The organism is Streptomyces rapamycinicus NRRL 5491 (assembly GCF_024298965.1).
Lineage (GTDB): Bacteria > Actinomycetota > Actinomycetes > Streptomycetales > Streptomycetaceae > Streptomyces > Streptomyces rapamycinicus.
Genome location: NZ_CP085193.1, coordinates 7,555,857 through 7,580,927, shown reverse-complemented (window position 1 = coordinate 7,580,927; position 25,071 = coordinate 7,555,857). Strand labels below are relative to the sequence as shown.

Sequence of the window (25,071 nt, the reverse complement as noted above, 5' to 3'; positions counted from 1 at the left end):
GGTCGGTTGAATTGAGGGCGGTCATCACGTCAGGACCTTCCGAATTCATTGTTGATGATGTCGAAGATGTCTTCGGCGGAGGCGGCGTCGAGATCGAGTTCATCGTCGTCGGCGCCGTCGGCGCCCGCCGCGCTCTCGTTCTCGTTCCAGGTCCGCAACAGCGCTTCGAGGCGCGCGGTGACCCGCTCGCGTTCTGTCGCGTCGTCGGAGACGTTGGAAAGGGTGAATTCCAGCTTGTCGATTTCGGCGAGGACGGGGAGCCCGGGTGTGGTGTCCTGGCCGAGGAGGTCGGCGCGCAGCACACCGGCGAGCGCGCTGGGCGTCGGATGGTCGAAGACCAGGGTGGCGGTGAGCTGGAGTCCGGTGGCCGCGTTGAGCCGGTTGCGGAGTTCGACGGCGGTGAGGGAGTCGAAGCCCAGTTCCTTGAAGGCCCGGCCCGCCTGGACGGCCGTGGTGTCGTCGTGTCCGAGGACGGCGGCGACCTCCGTACGGACGAGGTCGAGCAGGGCCTTCTCGGCCTCGGGCCCGGTGAGCCCGGCGAGCCGCTGCCGCAGGGACTCCGCCGGTGCGTCGGCCGAACCGCCGCCGCCCGGGCCCTCCGCCGGGTCCGCCGCGAAGGCGGCACGCACCTCGGGCAGATCGGCGATGAGCGGACGGGGGCGGGCCGCGGCGAAGGCGGGGGCGAAGCGGCCCCAGTCGACGTCGGCCACGGCCACGGCGGTCTCGTCCCGGTCCAGCGCCTGTTGGAGTGCGGCGACGGCGGAGTGCGGGGCCATCACCGGCAGGCCACGGCGGCGCAGTTGCTCGGCCGTCTCGTCGTCGGCGACGAGCCCGCCGTCCGCCCACGGGCCCCAGGCCACGGAGGTGGCGGTGAGGCCGCGGGCCCGGCGCTGTTCGGCCAGTGCGTCGAGGAAGGCGTTTCCGGCCGCGTAGGCGCCCTGGCCGCCACTGCCCCACACGGCGGCGATCGAGGAGAAGAGCACGAAGGCGTCCAGCTCGGTGTCGCCGAGCAGCGCGTCCAGATGGGCCGCGCCCGCCACCTTGGCGGCGACCACATCGGCGACATCGGCCGGGGTGGTCTCCGCGAGCGGTGCGAACTGCCCGGCCCCCGCCGTGTGCACGACCGCCGTGAGCGGGTGCCGCGGGTGGTCGTCGCGGATCCGGGCCAGCAGCCCGGCCACCGCGTCCCGGTCGGTCACATCGCAGGCGACGACGGTCACCCGGGCGCCGGACGTGGCGAGTTCTTCGCGCAGTTCGGTGGCGCCGGGGGCGTCGGGGCCACGGCGGCTGGTGAGCACGAGATGCTCGGCGCCGTTCTCCGCCAGCCAGCGGGCCACATGGGCGCCCAGCGCGCCGGTGCCACCCGTGACCAGGACCGTGCCACGCGGCCGCCACGGCGCGCCGGTGGCCGGGGCGCCCTTGGCGTGGGCACGGTCGGCGTCGGCGCGCGTGGCGTGCGCGCGCTCGGCGTGGGCGAGGCGGCGGGCCAGGACTCCCGCCGTACGGATCGCCAGCTGGTCCTCGTCGCCGTTGCCGTCACCGTGTCCGCCGAGCACACCGGCCAGCCGGTCGGCGGCCCGTTCGTCGAGCGTCGCGGGCAGGTCGATCAGACCGCCCCAGCGCTCGGGGTGCTCCAGCGCGACCACCCGGCCCAGGCCCCAGATCTGCGCCTGTGCGGCGCTGCCGACCGGCTCCGATGCTGCGGTGGCGACGGCGCCGGTGGTGGCGCACCACAGCGGGGCGGCCAGGCCCGCGTCCCCGAGCGCCTGCACCAGCACTCCGGTGCGCAGCAGCCCGGTGGGCACGGCGGGGTGGTCGGGGTGCGCACGCTCGTCCAGCGCGAGCAGCGAGAGCACCCCGTGCACGGGCTCGTCGGCGGCGGCCCGGCGGATCCGCTCGGCCAGCGCGTCCCGGTCGAGGTCGCCACCATCGGCCGCGACGCGCCGGATGTCGGCACCCCGGTCGGCCAGCGCGGCCACGACACGCCGCACGGTGTCGGCGTGGCCCGCGGCCCCGGCCGGTTCGGCGACCAGCCAGACGCCGGGGACGGCGGCGAGCCGGGGCTCCTCCAGCGGCTTCCAGGTGACGCGGTAGCGCCAGCCGTCGAGCACGGACCGCTCGCGTTCGCGGCGCCGCCACGCGGACAGCGCCGGAAGCAGCGCGCTGAGCGGCTGGTCCACGTCGATGCCCACCGCGTCCGACAGCGAGGCGAGGTCGTCGCTCTCGACCGCCTCCCAGAACCTGGCACCGGCCGTGTCGAGGTCCGTGGCCTCCCGGCCGGGCGTGTGCCGCGGGGTGCCATCGAGCCAGTACCGCCGCCGCTGGAACGCGTACGTGGGCAGCTCGACGCGGCGGGCGCCGGTCCCGGCGAACAGCGCCTCCCAGTCCAGCGCCGCGCCCCGGACGTGCAGTGTGGCGAGGGCGCCGGTCAGCGTCTCCGGCTCCGGGCGCCCGGCGCGCAGCACGGGCACGAAGGCCACGTCCCCGGCGCCCTCGCCCCCGGCACCCTCGTCCCCGGTGGTGACGCAGTCCTGCGCCATGGCGGACAGCACCCCGTCCGGGCCCAGTTCGACGTACGTGGTGACGCCCTGGGCCTCCAGGGCGCGGACCCCGTCGAGGAAGCGGACGGCGTGGCGGACGTGGCGCACCCAGTAGTCGGCGGCCATGCCCAGCTCGTCGGAGATCTGCTGTCCGGTGACGGTGGAGACGATCGGGATGCGCGGCGCGTTGTAGGTCAGCCCCTCGGCGACCTTGCGGAACTCGGCGAGCATGCCGTCCATCAGCGGGGAGTGGAACGCGTGGCTCACGGTGAGCCGCTTGGTCTTGCGGCCCCGCTCCTGGAACGACGCCGCGATCGCGACAGCCGCGTCCTCGTCGCCCGCGACGACCACCGACGTGGGCCCGTTGAGCGCGGCGAGACCGACACGCTCGGTGAGCAGCGGCTCGACCTCGTCCTCCGCCGCCTGGAGCGCGATCATCGCGCCGCCGGAGGGCAGTTCCTGCATCAGCCGGCCGCGCGCGGCCACCAGCGTGGCGGCGTCCTCCAGCGACAGCACCCCGGCCACATGGGCGGCGGCCAGCTCACCGATGGAGTGCCCGGTCAGGACGTCCGGCCGCAGCCCGGCGGCCTCGGCCAGCCGGAACAGCGCCACCTCGACGGCGAACAGCGCGGGCTGGGTGAACCCGGTCCGGCCCAGCGGTTCCTCGTCGGCCCCGAACAGCACGTCGTACAGCGGCCGTTCCAGGTGCCGGTCCAGCTCGGCGCAGACCGCGTCCAGCGCCTCCGCGAAGACCGGGCTGGCCTCGTACAGCTCACGGCCCATGCCGAGCCGCTGGCTGCCCTGCCCGGTGAAGAGCACGGCGGTGCGGCCCTCCGCGGGCACGCCCCGGACCAGCTGCGCCGCGGACTCGCCGCGCGCGAGGGCGGTCAGCCCGGCGAGCAGCCGGTCCCGGTCCGGCCCGAGGACCACCGCGCGGTGCTCCAGGGTGGAGCGGGTGGTGGCCAGCGAGTACGCCACGTCCCGCGCGTCGAGCCCGGTGTCGGCCTGGAGGTGGGCGCGGAGCCGCTCGGCCTGGGCCCGCAGCGCGTCCTCGCCCTTGGCCGACAGCGGCCAGGCCACCACATCGGGGCGGACGAGCGGGCGCCGCGGTGCGCTGTCATCCGCCTCGTCGTGGACCGGTGCCTGGGCGGTCTCGTCGTGGACCGGTGCCTGCTCCAGGACCGTATGGGCGTTGGTGCCGCTGAAGCCGAACGAGGAGACCCCGGCGCGGCGCGGACGGCCGGTCTCCGGCCACTCCACCTGCTCCGTCAGCAGCGAGACCGCGCCCGCAGACCAGTCCACATGCGACGACGGCTCGTCCACGTGCAGGGTGCGCGGCAGCACCCCGTGGCGCATCGCCAGCACCATCTTGATGACGCCCGCGACACCCGCCGCGGCCTGGGTGTGGCCGATGTTGGACTTGATGGCGCCCAGCCACAGCGGCCGCTCCGCGTCCCGCTCCTGGCCGTAGGTGGCGAGCAGCGCCTGCGCCTCGATCGGGTCGCCCAGCCGGGTGCCGGTGCCATGGGCCTCGACCGCGTCCACCTCGGCGGCGGACAGGCCCGCACCGGCCAGCGCCTGACGGATGACCCGCTGCTGGGCGGGGCCGTTGGGCGCGGTCAGACCGTTGGAGGCGCCGTCCTGGTTGATGGCGGAGCCACGGACGAGCGCCAGCACCGGGTGGCCGTTGCGCCGCGCGTCCGACAGCCGCTCCACGAGCAGCATGCCCACGCCCTCGCCCCAGCCGGTGCCATCGGCGCCCGCCGCGAACGCCTTGCAGCGGCCGTCCGGGGCCAGCCCGCGCTGACGGCTGAACTCGATGTACGCACCGGGGCTGGACATGACCGTCACACCGCCCGCGAGCGCGAGCGAGCACTCGCCCTGGCGCAGCGCCTGGATCGCCCAGTGCAGCGCCACCAGCGACGACGAGCACGCCGTGTCGACGGTGACCGCCGGGCCCTCAAGGCCGAAGGTGTAGGCGAGCCGGCCGGAGACCACGCTGGCCGCGTTGCCCGTGCCCAGGTAGCCCTCGACCCCCTCGGGGACGGTGTGCAGCGAGGCGTCGTAGTCCTGCCCGTTGGAGCCGACGAACACCCCGGCGGAGGTACCGCGCAGCGTGGCCGGGTCGATGCCCGCGCGCTCGAACGCCTCCCACGAGGTCTCCAGCAGCAGCCGCTGCTGCGGGTCCATGGCCAGCGCCTCACGCGGCGAGATCCCGAAGAACGCGGCGTCGAAGTGGCCCGCGTCGTAGAGGAATCCGCCCTCGCGGGCGTAGAAGGTGCCGCGCGCGTCCGGGTCCGGGTCGTAGAGCGCGTCCAGGTCCCAGCCGCGGTCGGCCGGGAACTCGGCGATGGCGTCCCCGCCCCCGGCGAGCAGCTGCCACAGCTCCTCGGGCGACCGCACCCCGCCCGGGAAGCGGCAGCTCATGGCGACGATGGCGATCGGGTCGTCATCGGCGGCGGCCATCACTGAAGCCGGGCGGGAGGCGTCGGCGGCGGTGCCGGTCCCGATGAGCTCGCCGCGCAGATAGCCCGCGAGGGCGGAGGCCGTCGGGTAGTCGAAGACCAGGGTCGCGGGCAGCTGGACACCGCTGGCGGCACCGAGCCGGTTGCGCAGCTCGACGGCGGTCAGCGAGTCGAAGCCCAGCTCGCCGAAGGCCCGGTCGGCGCCGATGGACTCCGAGCCGTCGTGCCCGAGCACCGCGGCCACCTGCGCACGGACCAGGTCCAGCAGCAGCCGGTCCCGCTCCGCCTCGCCCAGCCCGGCCAGCCGGGCGGCGAGCGAGGAGCCGTCGGCGGCGGGCGTGGTGGCGGTGGCGGTGGCCTCCGCCGCCGCGCGGATCTCCGGGAGGTCCGCGAGCAGACGGCTGGGCCGCCCGGCGGTGAAGTCCGGTGCGAACCGGTCCCAGTCGATGTCCGCGACGGTGACCACCGTGTCGTCGAGGTCGAGCGCCCGCTGAAGCGCGCCGAGCGCCAACTCGGCGTCCAGCGGCGGCAGTCCACCGCGCCGCAGACGCTGCTCCAGTGCCCCGTCCGTGGCCATCCCGCCCTCGGCCCACGGGCCCCAGGCGATCGAGGTGGCCGGCAGGCCCTCGGCGCGCCGCCGCTCGGCGAGCGCGTCCACATAGGCGTTGGCGGCCGCGTAGTTGCCCTGTCCTGCGGCGCCGAACGTGCCGCTGATCGAGGAGAACAGCACAAAGGCCGACAGCTCCCGATCGCGCGTCAGCTCGTCGAGATGGGCCGCGGCGGCCGCCTTGGCACGCAGGACGCTCGTGAAGCGCTCGGGGGTGAGCGAGTCCAGTACGCCGTCGTCCAGCACCCCGGCCGTGTGCACCACGGCCGTCAGCGGCAGCTCGGCCGGGACACCGGCGAGGAGACGCGCGAGCGCGTCCCGGTCGGCCACATCGCACGCGGCCACCGTCACCCGCGCGCCGGAGGCGGCGAGTTCATCGCGCAGCTCGGCGGCGCCTGGGGCGTCGAGGCCACGGCGGCTGGTGAGCAGCACATGCTCGGCACCGCCCGCGACCAGCCAGCGGGCCACCCGCGCGCCCAGCGCGCCCGTACCGCCGGTGACCAGGGTCGTACCGGGGCCCGGTGTCCAGGAGCCACTGCCGGACGCGGACGCGGGCGCGAGCACGGACGCGGGCGCGGAGGCCCGGACGAGGCGGCGTCCGAACACGCCCGACGCCCGCACCGCCACCTGGTCCTCGCCACCGGCAGCGGCACCGCCGCCAACCCCGGCACCGACACCGGCACCGGCACCGGCACCGGCCAGCACCTCCGCCAGCCGTCCCAGCGCACGCTCGTCGGCCGTCTCGGGGAGGTCGACCAGACCGCCCCAGCGCTCGGGCACCTCCAGCGCGGCCACCCGGCCCAGACCCCACAGCCGCGCCTGAGCGGGGCTGACCGTTCCGTCCGAACGGCCCACGGCCACCGCTCCCCGCGTGGCCACCCACAGCGGCGCGCCGATGCCCGTATCACCCAGGGCCTGTGTCAGCGCGGCCGTCCGCAGCAGCACATCGCCGTCGCCATTGCCATTGCCATCACTGTCTGCGAAGGCCAGCAGGGAGAGCACACCGCCGGTCACGGGCGCGTCGCCGACGGCCCCGGCCAGCCGTTCGGCCACCGTGGCGCGGTCGTCGTCGGCGGTCAGCTCGACGTGGCGTACGTCGAGGCCACGGTCGTTCAGCATCCGTACGGCAGCCGCGGCCCAGGCGTCCTCGGCCGCCTCGGCCGGTACCACCACGAGCCAGCCGCCGCTCAGCGACGACGCGGCGGAACGGTCGGTGACCGGCTTCCACGACACCCGGTAGCGCCAGCCGTCCACCGTCGAACGCTCCGACTGCTGCCGCCGCCACGACGACAGCGAGGGCAGCAGGGCCTCCAGCGCGCCGTTGTCCTCGGTGCCGAGGTTCAGGGTCTCGGCGAGCGAAGCCAGGTCCGCGCGCTCGACGGCCTCCCAGAAGCGGGCGTCGACCGCGTCCTGAGGCGTGGCGCCGGGGGTGGCGGTGGCGGTCCGTACGTCAAGCCAGTAGCGCCGCCGCTGGAAGGCGTACGTCGGCAGCTCCACGCGCCGTGCGCCGGTTCCGGCGTAGAACGCCTCCCAGTCCAGGGCGAGCCCTCGGGTGTGCAGGGCGGCGAGGGCGGTGGTGACGGCCTCGGCCTCGGGTCGGCCACCACGCAGGGCGGCGACGAAGCCCGCTGCCGTGCCGCCCTCGGCCAGGCAGTCCTGGCCCATGGCGGTGAGGACACCGTCGGGGCCGAGTTCGAGGTAGGTGGTGACGCCCTGGGCCTCCATCGTCCGGACACCATCGAGGAAGCGCACGGCCTCGCGGACGTGGCGCACCCAGAAGTCGGGGGTCGTGATCTCCTCTGCGGAGACGACGTTCCCGGTGAGGTTGGAGACGATCGGGATGCGCGGAGCCTCGTACGACAACCCCTCGGCCACCTCGCGGAACGCCTCCAGCATCCCGTCCATACGCGGCGAATGGAACGCATGGCTCACGGTGAGCCGCTTGGTCTTACGACCCCGCGCCTCGAAACCAGCCGCGATCTCCAGAGCCGCGTCCTCATCACCCGCGATGACCACCGACGACGGCCCATTGAGCGCCGCGATCGACACCCGCTCCGTCAGCAGCGGCGCCACCTCGTCCTCCGACGCCTGCACCGCGACCATCGCGCCACCGACCGGAAGCTCCTGCATCAAACGCCCACGCGCAGCCACCAACCGCGCCGCATCCGCCAGCGACAACACACCCGCCACATGCGCGGCAGCCAACTCACCAATCGAATGCCCGGAAAGGAAGTCAGGCCGCAGCCCCCACGCCTCCGAAACCAACCGGAACAACGCCACCTCAACCGCGAACAACGCAGGCTGAGTGAACCCCGTCTGATCCAATACCGCCGCATCGCCCCCGAACAACACATCCCGCAACGGCCGCTCAAGGTGCCCGTCCAGCTCATCGCAGACCGCGTCCAAGGCCTCCGCGAACACCGGGTAGGCGTCGTACAGCTCACGCCCCATCCCCAGCCGCTGACTCCCCTGCCCGGTGAACAGGAAGGCCAGCTTCCCGGCCACCGGCGAGCCCTGCACCAGGCCCGTGGCCGGTTCGCCGGAGGCCAGCGCGTCCAGGGCGCGCAGGAAGCCGTCGCTGCCGTCGGCCACCAGCACCGCGCGGTCCTCGAAGGCGGTGCGCCCGGCGGCGAGGGTGTAGCCGATGGCGGCCAGGTCCACGTCCTCGTCGGCGGCGCGGAGCCGGTCGTGCAGCCCGTCGCGCAGGCGGCGGGCCTGGTCGCGCAGCGCGTCGCCGCCCACGGCCGACAGCGGCCACGGCAGCACCGGCGGTACGGCGGACGGCCGCGCCGCCGCGTCCTCGCGCTCCTCGACGGCCGGCGGCTGCTCGATGATGGTGTGCGCGTTGGTGCCGCTGATGCCGAATGACGACACACCGGCGCGGCGCGGACGGCCGGTCTCCGGCCACTCCACCCGCTCGGTCAGCAGCGAGACCGCGCCGTCCTCCCAGTCGACGTTCGGCGAGGGCGCGTCCACGTGCAGCGTCTGCGGCAGCACACCGTGCCGCATGGCCATCACCATCTTGATGATGCCCGCGACACCGGCGGCGGCCTGCGTGTGACCGATGTTGGACTTGATGGATCCCAGCCACAACGGCCGCTCGGCCTCCCGCTGCTGCCCGTACGTGGCCAGCAGCGCCTGCGCCTCGATGGGGTCGCCCAGCGTCGTACCCGTGCCATGCGCCTCGACGACATCGACATCGCCGGTCGTCAGCCCGGCGCTGGTCAGCGCCTGCCGGATGACGCGCTGCTGGGACGGGCCGTTCGGCGCCGTCAGACCATTGGACGCACCGTCCTGGTTGATGGCGGAGCCCCGGACGACCGCCAGCACCGGGTGGCCGTTGCGCCGCGCGTCCGACAGCCGCTCCACGAGCAGCATGCCCGCGCCCTCGGCCCAGCCCGTGCCGTCCGCACCGGCCGCGAACGACTTGCAGCGGCCGTCCGTGGCCAGGCCGCGCTGACGGCTGAAGTCGATGAACGTCTCGGGCGTGGCCATGACCGCCACACCACCGGCCAGCGCCATCGTGCACTCGCCCGCGCGCAGCGCCTGGATCGCCCAGTGCAGCGCCACCAGCGACGACGAGCACGCCGTGTCCACGGTGACCGCCGGGCCTTCGAGGCCGAGGGTGTACGCCACCCGGCCGGAGGCGATGGAGCCCGCGTTGCCGGTGCCGATGTAGCCCTCGACACCGTCGGGGATGCCGTCGAGGCCGGTCACGTAGTCGTGGTACATGACGCCCGCGAAGACGCCGACACGGCTGCCGCGCACCCGCGCCGGGTCGATGCCCGCGCGCTCGAACGCCTCCCAAGACGTCTCCAGCAGCAGCCGCTGCTGCGGGTCCATCGCCAGCGCCTCACGCGGCGAGATCCCGAAGAAGTCGGGGTCGAAGTCGGCCGCGTCGTGCAGGAAGCCGCCCTCGCGGGTGTACGAGGTGCCCGTGTGGTCGGGGTCCGGGTGGTAGAGGCCGTCGAGGTCCCAGCCACGGTCCACGGGGAAGCCGGAGATGCCGTCGCCACCGGTGGCGACGAGCTCCCACAGCTCCTCCGGGGTGCGCACCCCGCCCGGGTAGCGGCAGCTCATGCCGACGATGACGATCGGGTCGTCGTCGAGCGCCGGGGCCGCCCCGGTCCGTACGGGGACCTGCGGCGCGGTGGTCTCCTCGGCGCCCAGCAGTTCCTCGCGCAGATGGCCGGCGAGGGCGGTGGGGGTCGGGTAGTCGAAGACGAGCGTCGCCGGGAGCCGCAGCCCGGTGACGGTCTTGAGGTCGTTACGGAGTTCGACGGCGGTGAGCGAGTCGAAGCCCAGCTCCTTGAACGCCCGCCCGGCCTCGACCGCGTCCGGGCCCGCGTAACCGAGCACCGCGGCGACCCGGCCGCACACCAACTCCAGAAGCTCACGGTCCTGTTCGGGCCGCGCGAGCCCGGCGAGGCGCTGGGCGAGCGAGGAGCCGTCGGCGGTGGCGGCCGTGGCGGCGGCCCGCCGGACCGGAGTCCGCACCAGGCCCCGGAACAGGGCCGGTACGGTCCCGGCCACCGTGGCCTCGGTGCGCAGCCCCGCGTAGTCGAGCCGCATCGGGAACAACACGGCGGAACCGTCGGCGCGGGCCGCGTCGAAGAGCGCGAGCCCCTCGTCGGCGGCGATCGGGGCGACCCCGCCGCGTGCGATGCGCCGCAGGTCCACCTCGTCCAGCTCGCTGCCCATGCCCGCACCGGCCCACAGGCCCCAGGCCAGCGCGGTGGCCGGGAGTCCCTGGGCGACCCGGTGCCCGGCAAGGGCCTCCAGGAAGGAGTTGGCGGCGGCGTAGCTCGCCTGCCCAGGCGCGCCGAACACAGCGGCGGCACCGGAGAACAGCACGAACGCGGACAGCTCGTGGTCGAGCGTCAGCTCGTGCAGGTTGAGCGCCGCGTCCACCTTGGGGCGCAGCACGTGTGCCACCCGCTCGGGCGTCAGCGAGCCGAGGACGCCGTCGTCCAGCACGCCCGCCGTGTGCACCACGGCGGTCAGCGGATGCTCGGCCGGGATGGCGGCCAGGGTCGCGGCGAGCGCGTCGCGGTCGGCCACATCGCAGGCCGCCCAGGTGACGGTGGCACCGGCCGCCGTGAGCCCGGCGCCCAGCTCCTCGGCGCCCTCGGCGTCGGCGCCACGCCGGCTGACCAGCAGCAGGTGGCGTACGCCGTGGACGGTGACGAGGTGGCGGGCGAAGAGGCCGCCGAGGGTTCCGGTGGCACCGGTGATCAATACGGTGCCGTTGGGGTCGTACGACGGGACGGCGACGGTTTCCGCGCTGTTTTCGCCGTCCGCGTCAGCCGTGACCGGCACCCGCGCCAGCCGTGGTGCGAGCGCCACGCCCGCGCGCAGCGCCAGCTCCGCCTCGTCCACGCCGAGCGCGGCGGGCACCGTACGGTACGAGCCCTCCTCGCCGTCCACGTCCAGCAGCGCCAGCCGCCCCGGGTTCTCCGACTGCGCGGAGCGGAACAGACCGCGCACGGCGGCGTACGGCAGATCCGCCACACCCGTGCCCGGCTCGGTCTCCACCGCGCCCCGGGTCAGCAGCACCAGCCGCGACCCGGCGAACCGCTCATCGGCCAGCCACTCCTGGAGCAGGGCGAGCACGGTCCGCGTGGCCTCGTGCACGGCCGGTGCGCCGCCGTCGCCACCGGTGGCGCTCAGCAGGACGGTGTCGGGCGCGGGTGCCCCGGACTCCACGGCCGTCCGCAGCACCGCCAGATCGCGGTACGCGGCGAGCCGCGCCCCGGGCCCGAACGCGCCCTCCAGCACGGCCAGTTCGGCGGCGTCAGCGCCGAGCACCGCCCAGTCGCCCGTGACCGCGCCGGTCGCGGGCGCCGGAACCGCCGTCCAGTCCAGCCGGAACAGCGACTCGTGCAGCCCGCCGCGCGCCGCGCGCACCTGGTCGGCCGAGGCCGCCCGCAGCGCCACGGACTCGACCGTGGCCACCGGACGGCCCGTGCCGTCTGCCACCAGCAGCGAAACCGCGTTCGACGACCGCTCGGACAGCCGCACCCGCAGCGCACCGGCACCGGCCGCGTGCAGCTGTACGCCGTTCCACGCGAACGGCAGCAGCGCGCCCTCGGCCGGCGCCGACTCGCGGTCGGCGCTGTCGAGGCCGATGACGTGCAGCGCGGCGTCGAGCAGGGCCGGGTGCAGCCCGAACCGCTCGGCCTCGGCGCCCGACGTCAGCGGCGCGCCCTCGGGGAAGCCCACCTCGGCGTAGAGGTTCTCGCCGAGCCGCCAGGCGCCCTTGAGCCCCTGGAACACCGGCCCGTAGCCGAGGCCCGCCCCCGCCAGCTCCTCGTACAGCCCCTCGACCGCGATCGGCGTCGCGCCCTGCGGCGGCCATACGGCCAGTTCATCGGTCTGGTCCGACTCGGACACCCGGACACCGGGGGCGAGCACACCGGTGGCGTGGCGTGTCCACGGCTCGGTGCCGAGCGCGTCCTGACGGCGCGAGTGCAGGCTGAAGGAGCGGCGGCCGGACTCGTCCGGCCCGTCCACGACGAGCTGCACCCGTACCCCGGTGTGCTCGGGCAGCACGAGCGGTGCTTCGAGGGTCAGTTCGTCCAGCCGCTCACAGCCGACCTGGGCGCCCGCCGTGCTCGCCAGCTCGACGAAGGCCGTGCCGGGCAGCAGCACGGTGTCCATGACCGCGTGGTCGGCCAGCCAGGGGTGGGTACGGGTGGAGAGGACCCCGGTGAGCAGGAGGCCGTCGGCGTCCGCGAGCGCGACGGCTGCGCCGAGGAGCGGATGGTCGATGTCGCCCAGCCCGATCGACTCGGGGTCACCCGCCGCGAGGGCGGCGGCGCTGGGCCAGTACCGGGTGCGCTGGAAGGCGTAGGTGGGCAGCTCGGCCGGGTCCACGGGGGCGGCCCCCGCACCGGCGAACACGGCCGCCCAGTCGGGCGTCACACCACGGACATGCGCGCGTGCGACGGCCGCGAGCAGCGCCTCGGGCTCGGGACGGTCCTTGCGCAGGGCGGCGGCGAAGGCGGAGCCGGACGCGGAGTCGGAGTCGGACGCGGAGTCGGCCACGCACTCCTGCGCCATCGCGGACAGGACGCCATCGGGGCCGAGTTCGAGGTAGGTGGTGACGCCCTGGGCCTCCAAGGTCCGGACACCGTCGAGGAAGCGCACGGCCTCGCGGACGTGGCGCACCCAGAAGTCGGCCGTCGTGATCTCCTCTGCGGAGACGACGTTCCCGGTGAGGTTGGAGACGATCGGGATGCGCGGGGCCTCGTAGGTCAGCTCCTGCGCCACCTCACGGAACGCCTCCAGCATCCCGTCCATACGCGGCGAGTGGAACGCATGGCTGACCGTGAGCCGCTTGGTCTTACGGCCCTCGGCCTCGAAACCGGAAGCGATCTCCAGCGCCGCGTCCTCATCACCCGCGACGACGACGGAAGTCGGACCATTGAGGGCGGCGATCGAAACCCGCTCGGTCAGCAGCGACGCCACCTCGTCCTCGGACGCCTGCAGCGCGATCATCGCGCCACCGGCCGGAAGCTCCTGCATCAACCGGCCACGAGCCGCCACCAACTTCGCCGCGTCCGCCAGCGACAGCACACCCGCCACATGCGCGGCAGCCAACTCACCGATCGAATGACCGGAGAGGAAATCGGGCCGCAGCCCCCACGCCTCCGAAACCAGCCGGAACAACGCCACCTCAACCGCGAACAACGCAGGCTGAGTGAACCCCGTCTGACCCAGTACCGCCGCATCGCCCCCGAACAACACATCCCGCAGCGGCCGCTCCAGATACAGATCCAGATGCGCACACACCTCATCCAACGCATCCGCGAACACCGGGAAGGCGTCGTACAGCTCACGCCCCATCCCCAGCCGCTGGCTCCCCTGCCCCGTAAACAGGAACGCCAACTTGCCCTCAGCGACCGTCCCCTCAACCACATCCGGGGCGGACTCGCCCCGGGCCAGCGCATCGAGTGTCCGCAGCAGTTCGTCCCGGTCGCGGACGCTCAGCACCGCACGCCGCTCCAGGGCGGCGCGGCCGACGGCCAGGGCGTGGGCGAGGTCGAGCGGCGCCGACTCGGGCCGCGACGCGATGTGAGTGTGCAGCCGCGCGGCCTGCTCCCGCAGCGCTTCGGCGTTCTTGGCCGACAGGGCGAACGGCAGAAGTCCGCCGAGGCCGTTCCGCTTCTCGGGTGCCTCGGCCGGTGCGTCGACCGCCGGGGCCTGCTCGATGATGGTGTGCGCGTTGGTGCCGCTGATGCCGAACGAGGAGATACCGGCGCGGCGCGGACGGCCGGTCTCCGGCCACTCCACCCGCTCGCTCAGCAGCGAAACGGCCCCCGCCGACCAGTCCACATGGGGTGACGGCGCGTCCACGTGCAGCGTCTGCGGCAACACACCGTGCCGCATGGCCAGCACCATCTTGATGATGCCCGCGACACCGGCGGCGGCCTGCGTGTGACCGATGTTGGACTTGATGGACCCCAGCCACAACGGCCGCTCGGCCTCCCGCTGCTGCCCGTACGTGGCCAGCAGCGCCTGCGCCTCGATCGGGTCACCCAGCGTCGTCCCCGTGCCATGTGCCTCGACGACATCGACATCGCCGGTCGTCAGCCCGGCGCTGGTCAGCGCCTGCCGGATGACGCGCTGCTGGGACGGGCCGTTCGGCGCCGTCAGACCATTGGACGCACCGTCCTGGTTGATCGCCGAGCCCCGGACCACCGCGAGCACCGGGTGGCCGTTGCGCCGCGCGTCCGACAGCCGCTCCACGAGCAGCATGCCCACGCCCTCGCCCCAGCCGGTGCCATCCGCACCGGCCGCGAACGCCTTGATCCGGCCATCCGCGGCCAGGCCGCGCTGACGGCTGAAGTCGATGAAGTTCTCGGGGGTGGACATCACCGTGACGCCACCCGCGAGCGCCATCGTGCACTCGCCCTGCCGCAGCGCCTGCACCGCCAGATGCAGCGCCACCAGCGAGGACGAGCAGGCCGTGTCGACCGTGACGGCCGGGCCTTCGAGACCGAAGGTGTACGCCACCCGCCCGGACACCACGCTCGCCGCGTTGCCCGTGCCCAGATGGCCCTCCAGACCCTCGGGCGCCTGCATCAGCAGCGACAGATAGTCCTGGCCGTTGGTCCCGGCGAAGACACCGACCTGCTGACCGCGCAGCGCACCCGGGTCGATGCCCGCGCGCTCGAACGCCTCCCAGGAGGTCTCCAGCAGCAACCGCTGCTGCGGATCCATCGCGAGAGCCTCACGCGGCGAAATCCCGAAGAACGACGCGTCGAAGTCCCCCGCGTCGTAAAGGAAACCACCCTCACGCGCATACGACGTCCCCTGACGATCCGGATCCGGGTCATACAGCCCCGCCAGATCCCAACCACGGTCAGACGGGAACTCCGCAATCGCGTCCCCACCCGACGTCAGCAGCGCCCACAGCTCCTCCGGCGACCGCACCCCACCCGGAAAACGGCAACTCATCGCCACAATCGCGATCGGATCGTCGGCCACCGCGACGCCCGGAGCCACCACACCACCACTCACCGCCGCGTCCGCGCCCAGCAGTTCGGCGCGCAGGTGGTCGGCGAGCGCGGTGGCGTTCGGGTAGTCGTAGATGAGCGTGGCGGGCAGCCGCAGGCCGGTCGCCGCGTTGAGCCGGTTGCGGAGTTCAACGGCGGTGAGCGAGTCGAAGCCCAGCTCCTTGAAGGCACGCCCGGCCTCCACCGCATCGGCCCCGCCGTGCCCCAGCACGGACGCGACCTGCGTACGCACGAGCTCCAGCAGGGTCTGTGCGCGTTCGTTCTCCGTCAGCCCGGACAGCCGCTCCGCGAGTGTGCCGGTGCCGGTCCCGGCGGTGGCGGCCGGGCGCGGCGCGCCCTCGGCGGCCGGCGCCGGACGCGCGGCCCGCACCTCGCCGAACAGCGCGCTCGGCCGTACGGCGGTGAACTCGGCGAGGAACCGGTTCCAGTCGAGGTCCGCGACCGTCACGGCGGTGTCATCGAGGTCCAGCGCCTGCCCCAGCGCGGTGAGCGCCGACTCGGGCGCCATCGGCGGCACTCCGTCGCGGCGCATCCGGCGCTCCAGCGCCTCATCGGCGGCCATGCCGCCCTCGGCCCACGGGCCCCAGGCGATCGAGGTGGCCGGCAAGCCCTGGGCGCGGCGCAGCTCGGCCAGCGCGTCGAGATAGGCGTTCGCCGCCGCGTAGTTGCCCTGTCCGGCGGCGCCCACCGACCCGGCGAGCGAGGAGAAGAGCACGAACGCCGAAAGGTCCAGGTCGCGGGTGAGCTCATGGAGGTTCTGCGCGGAGGTGGCCTTGGCGCACACCACCCGCTCCAGACGCTCGGCGTCCAGCGTGTCCACCAGACCGTCGTCCAGCACACCGGCGGCGTGCACGACGGCGGTCAGCGGGAACTCGGCCGGTATGGACGCCAGCAGCTCGGCGAGCGCGTCCCGGTCCGCCACATCACACGCGGCAACCGTCACCCGAGCACCCGAAGCCGCCAGCTCATCCCGCAGCTCCACCGCGCCCGGAGCCTCCAGCCCACGACGGCTGGTGAGAACGACATGCTCGGCACCGTTCGCCAGCAGCCAGCGCGCCACATGCGCACCCAGCGCACCCGTACCGCCCGTCACCAGCACCGAACCGGAGGCGCGCCAGCCCTCATCGCCGGACGTCCGAGCCCGCGTCCGCGTCCGCGTCCCGGAAGCCTCCGTCAGCCGACGGCCGAAGACGCCCGAACCGCGAACGGCGACCTGGTCCTCGCCACCGGCCCCGGCCAGCACGCCCGCCAACCGTCCGAGCGCACGCTCGTCGGCCGTCTCGGGAAGGTCGACCAGACCGCCCCACCGCTCGGGCAGCTCCAGCGCCGCCACCCGGCCCAGACCCCACACCAGGGCCTGACGCGGGCTCACGGCACCGTCCGAACGCCCCACCGACACCGCACCCCGCGTCGCCACCCACAACGGCGCACCCACACCCGCATCACCCAATGCCTGCACCAACGCGGCCGTCCGCAGCGGACCCGTCTCATCGTCGACCATCGCCAGCAGGGAGAACACCCCTGCCACCGAACCGCCCACGACCGCCGTACGCAGCTCCTCCGCCAGCCCGGCACGATCCACCGCGTCCGACTCGACCACCCGCACATCCACACCACGCCCGGCCAGCACCCGCACCACACCCGAGGCCCACACGCCTCCGGCCTCACCGGCAGGCACCACAACCACCCAGCAACCACCCAACACCCCGGCCGCCAACCGCTCCGACACCGGCCGCCACAACACCCGATAACGCCAGCCATCCACCACCGAACGCACCGACTCCTGCCGCCGCCACAACGACAACGCAGGCAACACCTCACCCAGCGAAAGCCCCGGATCCACCGCCAGCTCCGCCGCCAACGCGGCCACATCCCCGCGCTCCACCACATCCCAGAACCGGCCATCGACGGCACTGCCCGGCACGACCTCCTCCGCCGCCGGGGCCTCCTCCCACCAGTACCGGGTGCGCTGGAAGGCATACGTCGGCAGCTCGACCCGCCGGGCCCCGGTGCCCTCGAAGTAGCCGCTCCAGTCCGGGGACTGGCCCCGGACATGTGGCAGGGCGAGGGCGGCGGTCACCGACTCGGCCTCGGCACGCCCCTTCCGCAGCGCGGCGGCGAACGCGGCGTCCTCGCCGGTCACACACTCCTGCGCCATCGCGGAGAGAACGCCATCGGGGCCGAGCTCGACGAAGGTCGTCACACCCTCCGCTTCCAGCGTCCGCACACCGTCGAGGAAACGGACGGCTTCGCGGACATGGCGCACCCAGAAATCCGGGCTGGTGATCTCCTCGGCGGAGACCACGCCACCGGTGAGGTTGGAGACGATCGGGATGCGCGGCGCCTCGTACGACAGGCCCTCGGCCACCTCGCGGAACGCCTCCAGCATCCCGTCCATGCGCGGGGAGTGGAACGCGTGGCTGACGGTGAGCCGCTTGGTCTTACGGCCCTGCGCCTCGAAACCAGCCGCGATCTCCAGAGCCGCGTCCTCATCACCCGCGATGACCACCGACGACGGCCCGTTGAGCGCGGCAATGCTGACCCGCTCGGTGAGGAGCGGCGCCACCTCGTCCTCCGACGCCTGCACCGCGACCATCGCGCCACCGACCGGAAGCTCCTGCATCAAACGCCCACGCGCAGCCACCAACCGCGCCGCATCCGCCAGCGACAACACACCCGCCACATGCGCGGCAGCCAACTCACCGATCGAATGCCCGGAGAGGAAATCGGGCCGCAGCCCCCACGCCTCCGAAACCAACCGGAACAACGCCACCTCAACCGCGAACAACGCAGGCTGAGTGAACCCCGTCTGATCCAGTACCGCCGCATCGCCCCCGAACAACACATCCCGCAGCGGCCGCTCCAGATACAGATCCAGATGCGCACACACCTCATCCAACGCATCCGCGAACACCGGCAAGGCGTCGTACAGCTCACGCCCCATCCCCAGCCGCTGACTCCCCTGCCCCGTAAACAGGAACGCCAACTTGCCCTCAGTAACCGTCCCCTCCACCACACCCGAGGCGGACTCGCCCCGGGCCACCGCGTCCAGGCCCGCCAGGAACGTCTCGCGGTCCGTGGTGACGAGCGCCGCGCGCTGCTCCAGCGCGGCGCGGCTGGTGGCGAGCGAGAAGGCGAGGTCGGTCGCGCTCAGTTCGGGGTGGGCGCGGAGGTGGGTGGCCAGCTGTGCGGCCTGGGCGCGCAGTGCCTGCCCGTCCTTCGCCGACAGCAGCCACGGCAGCACGGTCAGCTCAACCGGCGCGGGCCGCTCGCCCGGGACGACCGGGGCGGCCGGGAGGGCCGCAACGGCCGGGGCCTGCTCGATGATGGTGTGCGCGTTGGTGCCGCTGAGTCCGAAGGACGACACTCCCGCGCGGCGCGGACGGCCGGTCTCCGGCCACTCCACCCGCTCCGTCAGCAGCGAAACGGCCCCCGCCGACCAGTCCACATGGGGTGACGGCGCGTCCACGTGCAGCGTCTGCGGCAGCTCACCGTGCCGCATGGCCAGCACCATCTTGATGATGCCCGCGACACCGGCGGCGGCCTGCGTGTGACCGATGTTGGACTTGATGGACCCCAGCCACAACGGCTGCTCCGGGGCGCGCTCCTGCCCGTACGTGGCCAGCAGCGCCTGCGCCTCGATCGGGTCACCCAGCGTCGTGCCCGTACCGTGTGCCTCGACCGCGTCCACATCCCCGGCCGACAGCCCCGCACCGGCCAGCGCCTGCCGGATCACCCGCTGCTGCGAGGGGCCATTCGGCGCCGTCAGACCATTGGACGCACCGTCCTGGTTGATCGCGCTGCCCCGCACGATGGCCAGCACCGGGTGGCCGTTCTTCTCGGCGTCCGACAGCCGCTCGACCAGCAGCATGCCCGCGCCCTCGCCCCAGCCGGTGCCATCCGCACCGGCCGCGAACGCCTTGATCCGGCCATCGGCGGCCAGGCCGCGCTGACGGCTGAAGTCCACGAACGCCTCCGGCGTGGACATCACCGTGACGCCGCCCGCGAGCGCCATCGTGCACTCGCCCTGCCGCAGCGCCTGAACGGCCATGTGCAAGGCCACCAGCGACGACGAACACGCCGTGTCCACCGTGACCGCCGGGCCTTCGAGGCCGAAGGTGTAAGCGACCCGCCCGGACACCACGCTCGCCGCGTTGCCCGTGCCCAGATGGCCCTCCAGACCCTCGGGCGGGGTCGAGACGAGCCCGGCGTAGTCCTGGCCGTTGGTGCCCGCGAAGACACCGGTACGGCTGCCGCGCAGCGTGGCCGGGTCGATGCCCGCGCGCTCGAACGCCTCCCAGGAGGTCTCCAGCAGCAACCGCTGCTGCGGATCCATCGCGAGGGCCTCACGCGGCGAAATCCCGAAGAACGACGCGTCGAAGTCCCCCGCGTCGTAAAGGAAACCACCCTCACGCGCATACGACGTCCCCTGACGATCCGGATCCGGGTCGTACAGCCCCGCCAGATCCCAACCACGGTCAGACGGGAACTCCGCAATCGCGTCCCCACCCGACGTCAGCAGCGCCCACAGCTCCTCCGGCGACCGCACCCCACCCGGAAAACGGCAACTCATCGCCACAATCGCGATCGGATCGTCGGCCACCGCGACGCCCGGAGCCACCACACCACCCGCCGCCACAGCATCCGAGCCCACCAGCTCCGTCCGCAGATGGTCGGCGAGCACGGTGGCGTTCGGGTAGTCGTAAATGAGCGTGGCGGCCAGGCGCAGGCCCGTCGCCGCGTTCAGCCGGTTGCGCAGCTCGATCGCGGCCAGCGAGTCGAAGCCCAGCTCCTTGAAGGCACGCCCGGCCTCCACCGCCTCGGCCCCGCCATGCCCCAGCACCGACGCGACCTGCGCACGCACCAACTCCAGCAGCGCGCGGTCCTGTTCGGCCCTCGGCAGACCGCTCAGACGCTCGCCGAGCGGAGAGGCGGAGTCGGCGTCGGTGACGACCTTGCCGGTGTCGGCACCGGTCGCCGCGCCCGATCCGGCCTCCGCCGCCAGCTCGGCGATCAGCGGGCTCGGCCGGACGGCGGTGAGGGTGCAGGTGAAGTTCTCCCACTCGATGTCCGCGACCGTCACGGCGGTGTCATCGAGGTCCAGCGCCTGCCCCAGCGCGGCGACAGCCGACTCGGGCGCCATCGGCGGCATGCCCTCGCGGCGCATCCGGCGCTCCATGGCGTCGTCACCGGCCATCCCGGAGTCCGCCCACGGGCCCCAGGCGATCGAGGTGGCGGGCAAGCCCTCGGCGCGGCGCCGCTCGGCCAGCGCGTCCAAATAGGCGTTGGCGGCCGCGTAGTTGCCCTGACCGGCGGCGCCCACCGACCCGGTGATCGAGGAGAAGAGGACGAACGCCGAGAGGTCCAGGTCGCGTGTCAGCTCGTCCAGATGGAGCGCGGCGTCGGCCTTCGCCCGGAGCACCGAGGCGAACCGTTCGGGCGTGAGCGCGTCCAGTACGCCGTCGTCCAGCACACCGGCCGCGTGCACGACGGCGGTCAGCGGGAACTCGGCCGGTATGGACGCCAGCAGCTCGGCGAGCGCGTCCCGGTCCGCCACATCACACGCGGCAACCGTCACCCGAGCACCCGAAGCCGCCAGCTCATCCCGCAGCTCCACCGCGCCCGGAGCCTCCAGCCCACGACGGCTGGTGAGCACCACATGCTCGGCACCGTTCGCCACCAGCCAACGGGCCACATGCGCACCCAGCGCACCCGTACCACCGGTCACCAGCACCGAACCCGAGGCTCGCCAGCCCTCGCCGCCCGACGTGCGGGGCCCGACCGCCCGCACCAGCCGACGGCCGAAGACGCCCGAGGCCCGCACCGCGACCTGATCCTCGCCCGAACCACCGGCCCCGGCCAGCACACCCGCCAACCGACCCAACGCACGCTCATCCACCGACTCCGGCAGATCGACCAGACCACCCCACCGCTCCGGCAACTCCAACGCAGCCACCCGACCAAGCCCCCACACCAAAGCCTGACCAGGCACCACCACACCATCGGAGCGCCCCACCGACACCCCACCCCGCGTCGCCACCCACAACGGCGCACCCACACCCGCATCACCCAACGCCTGCACCAACACAGCCGAACGCAACAGACCCGACGCGGACCCGACCGCCAGCAGGGAGAACACCCCCGCCACCGAACCGCCCACGACCGCCGTACGCAGCTCCTCCGCCAGCCCGGCACGGTCCACCGCGTCCGACTCGACCACCCGCACATCCACACCACGCCCGGCCAACATCCGCACCACACCCGAGGCCCAGACACCCCCAGCCTCATCCCCCGGAACGACCACCAGCCAGCAACCACCCAACACCCCGGCCGCCAACCGCTCCGACACCGGCCGCCACAACACCCGATAACGCCAGCCATCCACCACCGAACGCACCGACTCCTGCCGCCGCCACAACGACAACGCAGGCAACACCTCACCCAGCGAAAGCCCCGGATCCACCGCCAGCTCCGCCGCCAACGCGGCCACATCCCCGCGCTCCACCACATCCCAGAACCGGCCGTCCACCGCCGAGCCCGGCCCGGCCTCGGTCGCCGTTCCGGCCGGGGCCGGGGCGTTGAGCCAGTAGGGCTGGCGCTGGAAGGCGTAGGTGGGCAGGTCGATCGTGCGGGCGCCGGTGGTGGCGTACGGGGCGGCCCAGTCGGCCTTCTTGCCCCGGACGTACGCCTGCGCCACGGCAGCCGTCAGGGTCTCCGCCTCGGGGCGCCCGGCGCGCAGCGCGGCGGCATACGCGGTGCCGTCGGCGTCGGCGTCGGCGTCGGCGTCGGCGTCGGGCAGACAGTCCTGGGCCATGGCGGTGAGCACGGCGTCGGGGCCGAGCTCCAGGAAGGTGGTGGCGCCCTTGTCGGCCAGGGTGCGCACACCGTCGAGGAAGCGGACGGCCTCGCGGACATGGCGCACCCAGTACTCGGGCGAGCACAGCTCCTCGGCGGTGGCGACGCGCCCGGTGACGGTGGAGACCACGGGGATGCGCGGCGGCGCGTACTCCAGCACCTGGGCGACGCGCCGGAATTCGGCGAGCATGCCGTCCATCAGCGGGGAGTGGAACGCGTGGCTCACGGTGAGCCGCTTGGTCTTGCGGCCCCGCTCCTCGAGGGACGCCGCGATCTCCAGCGCGTCCTCCTCGGCGCCGGAGACGACGACGGACTGGGGGCCGTTGATCGCGGCGATGCCGATCCGGTCCTCGCGCCCGGCGAGCAGCGGCAGCACCTCGTCCTCCGACGCCTGGACCGCGACCATCGCGCCAGCCGCGCCACCGGCCGGAAGTTCCTGCATCAGACGGCCACGGGCGGCGACCAGGGCGGCGGCGTCCTCCAGGGACAGCACACCCGCCACATGGGCGGCCGCGAGTTCGCCGATGGAGTGTCCGGCGAGCAGTTCGGGGCGCACTCCCCAGGACTCGATGAGGCGGTAGAGCGCGACCTCGATGGCGAACAGGGCGGGCTGGGTGTAGTCGGTGCGGTCCAGGAGGGCGGCCTCGGGGCTGCCCTCCTCGGCGAAGAGCACATCGAGGAGCGGGAGTTCCAGCTGCTCCTCGAGGTACCAGCAGGCGTCGTCGAGGGCCTCGGCGAAGACGGGGTAGGCGGCGTGGAGCTCACGGCCCATGCCGAGGCGCTGGCTGCCCTGTCCGGTGAACAGCAGGGCGAGCTTTCCGGCGACGGGGGCGCCGCGCACGACGGACGGCCCGTCGCCGCCGTCGGCGAGGGTGCGCAGGGCGGAGCGGAAGCCGTCGCGGTCACCGGCGAGGAGCACGGCGCGCTGCTCGAAGGTGGCGCGGGTGGTGGCCAGGGAGTGGCCGATGTCGGTGAGGGCGAGGTCGGGGTCGGCCTCCAGCAGCGCGTGCAGCCGCTCGGCCTGGCCCTGGAGGGCGTCGGTGGTCTTCGCGGACAGGGCCCAGGGCAGCAGGGCGGGTTCAGCGGAACCCTCACCCTCGGGCTCCTCGGTCCCGCTCCGCTCCGCGTCCTCGACCGGCGGCTGCTCGATGATGGCGTGCGCGTTGGTGCCGCTCATGCCGAACGACGAGACGCCCGCGCGGCGCGGGCGGTCGGTCTCCGGCCAGGGCCGCGCCTCGGTCAGCAGCTCGATGTCACCGGTGGTCCAGTCGACATGCGGGGTCGGCTCGTCCACGTGCAGCGTCCGCGGCAGCACCCCGTGGCGCATCGCCATGACCATCTTGATGATGCCGCCGACACCGGCCGCGGACTGGGTGTGGCCGATGTTGGACTTGAGCGAGCCGAGCCACAGCGGCCGGTCCGCCTCGCGGTCCCGGCCGTAGGTGGCGAGCAGCGCCTGGGCCTCGATGGGGTCGCCCAGTGTCGTACCGGTGCCGTGGGCCTCGACCGTGTCGACCTCGCCGGCCGTCAGTCCCGCGTTGGCGAGGGCCTGGCGGATGACCCGCTGCTGGGCGGGGCCGCTGGGGGCGGTGAGGCCGTTGCTGGCGCCGTCCTGGTTGATGGCGGTGCCCCGGACGACGGCGAGGACCCGGTGGCCGTATCGACGGGCCTCCGAGAGCCGCTCGACGAGCAGCATGCCGACGCCCTCGCCCCAGGCGGTGCCGTCGGCCGCGGCGGCGAACGGCTTGCAGCGGCCGTCGGGGGCGAGGCCGCGCTGGCGGCTGAAGGCGATGAACGAGCCGGGGTTGGCCATGACCGCCGCGCCACCGGCGAGCGCCATGGTGCACTCGCCCGCGCGCAGCGCCTGGACGGCCAGGTGGAGCGCCACCAGGGAGGAGGAGCAGGCGGTGTCGACGGTGACGGTGGGGCCTTCGAAGCCGAAGGTGTAGGCGATCCGGCCGGAGGCGACGCTGGCGGCGTTGCCGGTGACCAGATAGCCCTCGAAACCCTGCTCGGCCTCGTGCAGCCGGGGTCCGTAGTCCTGGGTCTCGGCGCCGACAAACACACCGGTGCGGCCGCCCCGGAGGATCGCGGGGTCGATACCGGCGCGTTCGAAGACCTCCCAGGAGGTCTCCAGCAGCAGCCGCTGCTGCGGATCCATCGCGAGGGCCTCGCGCGGGGAGATTCCGAAGAACGCCGGATCGAACTCATCGGCGTCGTGCAGGAATCCGCCTTCGCGGGTATAGCTGCTGCCCGGCCGGTCCGGGTCGGGGTCGTAAAGCCCGGCGAGATCCCAGCCCCGGCTCACCGGGAATTCGGAGATGACGTCTTTTCCGCCCGCGACGATTTCCCAGAGTTCTTCGGGGGATCCGGCCTCACCGGGGAACCGGCAGCTCATTCCGACAATGGCGATGGGTTCGTCGGCGGCTGTCGGGCCCATTCCGGCGTCGGCCGGTGAAGCGTCGGAGTCGTCGTTCCCGCCGAGCAGTTCGGCCCGTACATGGCGGGCGAGGTCGGCGGGGGTGGGGTGGTCGAAGGCGAGGGTGACGGGCAGCCGCAGTCCGGTGGCGGCGGTCAGCCGGGCGTGCAGATCGACGGTGGCGAGGGAGTCGAAGCCCAGGTCGAGGAAGGGACGCTCGGGGTCGAGGAGGTCCGGCGCCTTGTCCTTGAGGGCCTGTTCGACGATCTCGCCGACCCAGGCGGTGAGGGCCTCGGCGCGTTCGGCCTCGGGGAGGGCGGCGAGCCGGTCACGCCACGGGGACGGCCCTTCCGGGCTCGTACCCCCCTTTTCGGTGTGCTCGGGCGTGAAATCCACGGACTCACTCACCATCGCGCGCCCCATTACCCTCGCAGACATAACACCAAGACCGTACGTCAGCTTTACACAGGGCAGGGCGACCAGAAACCCCTTCAAACCCCCTATGGACCCCTATCATCCCTTTGGGGTCCCGTATCCGAGGGGCATCGCGCAATGGCCACCGTTAATTCACCAGAGTGCATGAGAATTCCGGTGGCGACAAGGATCTCGAGCAAATAATGCGCCCAGTATTCAATTTTTTGAGAGCTGAAGGGGTTCAGAGGTG

At 73.4% G+C, this 25,071-nt stretch carries 1 protein-coding gene; it reads right to left on the bottom strand.

Features of this window, described 5'->3' with window-relative positions:
- Window positions 1–29: 29 nt before the first annotated feature.
- Window positions 30–24,815, bottom strand: a complete 24,786-nt coding sequence (locus LIV37_RS31955; protein WP_476718419.1) for a type I polyketide synthase — start codon at window positions 24,813–24,815, stop codon at window positions 30–32.
- Window positions 24,816–25,071 lie beyond the last annotated feature (256 nt).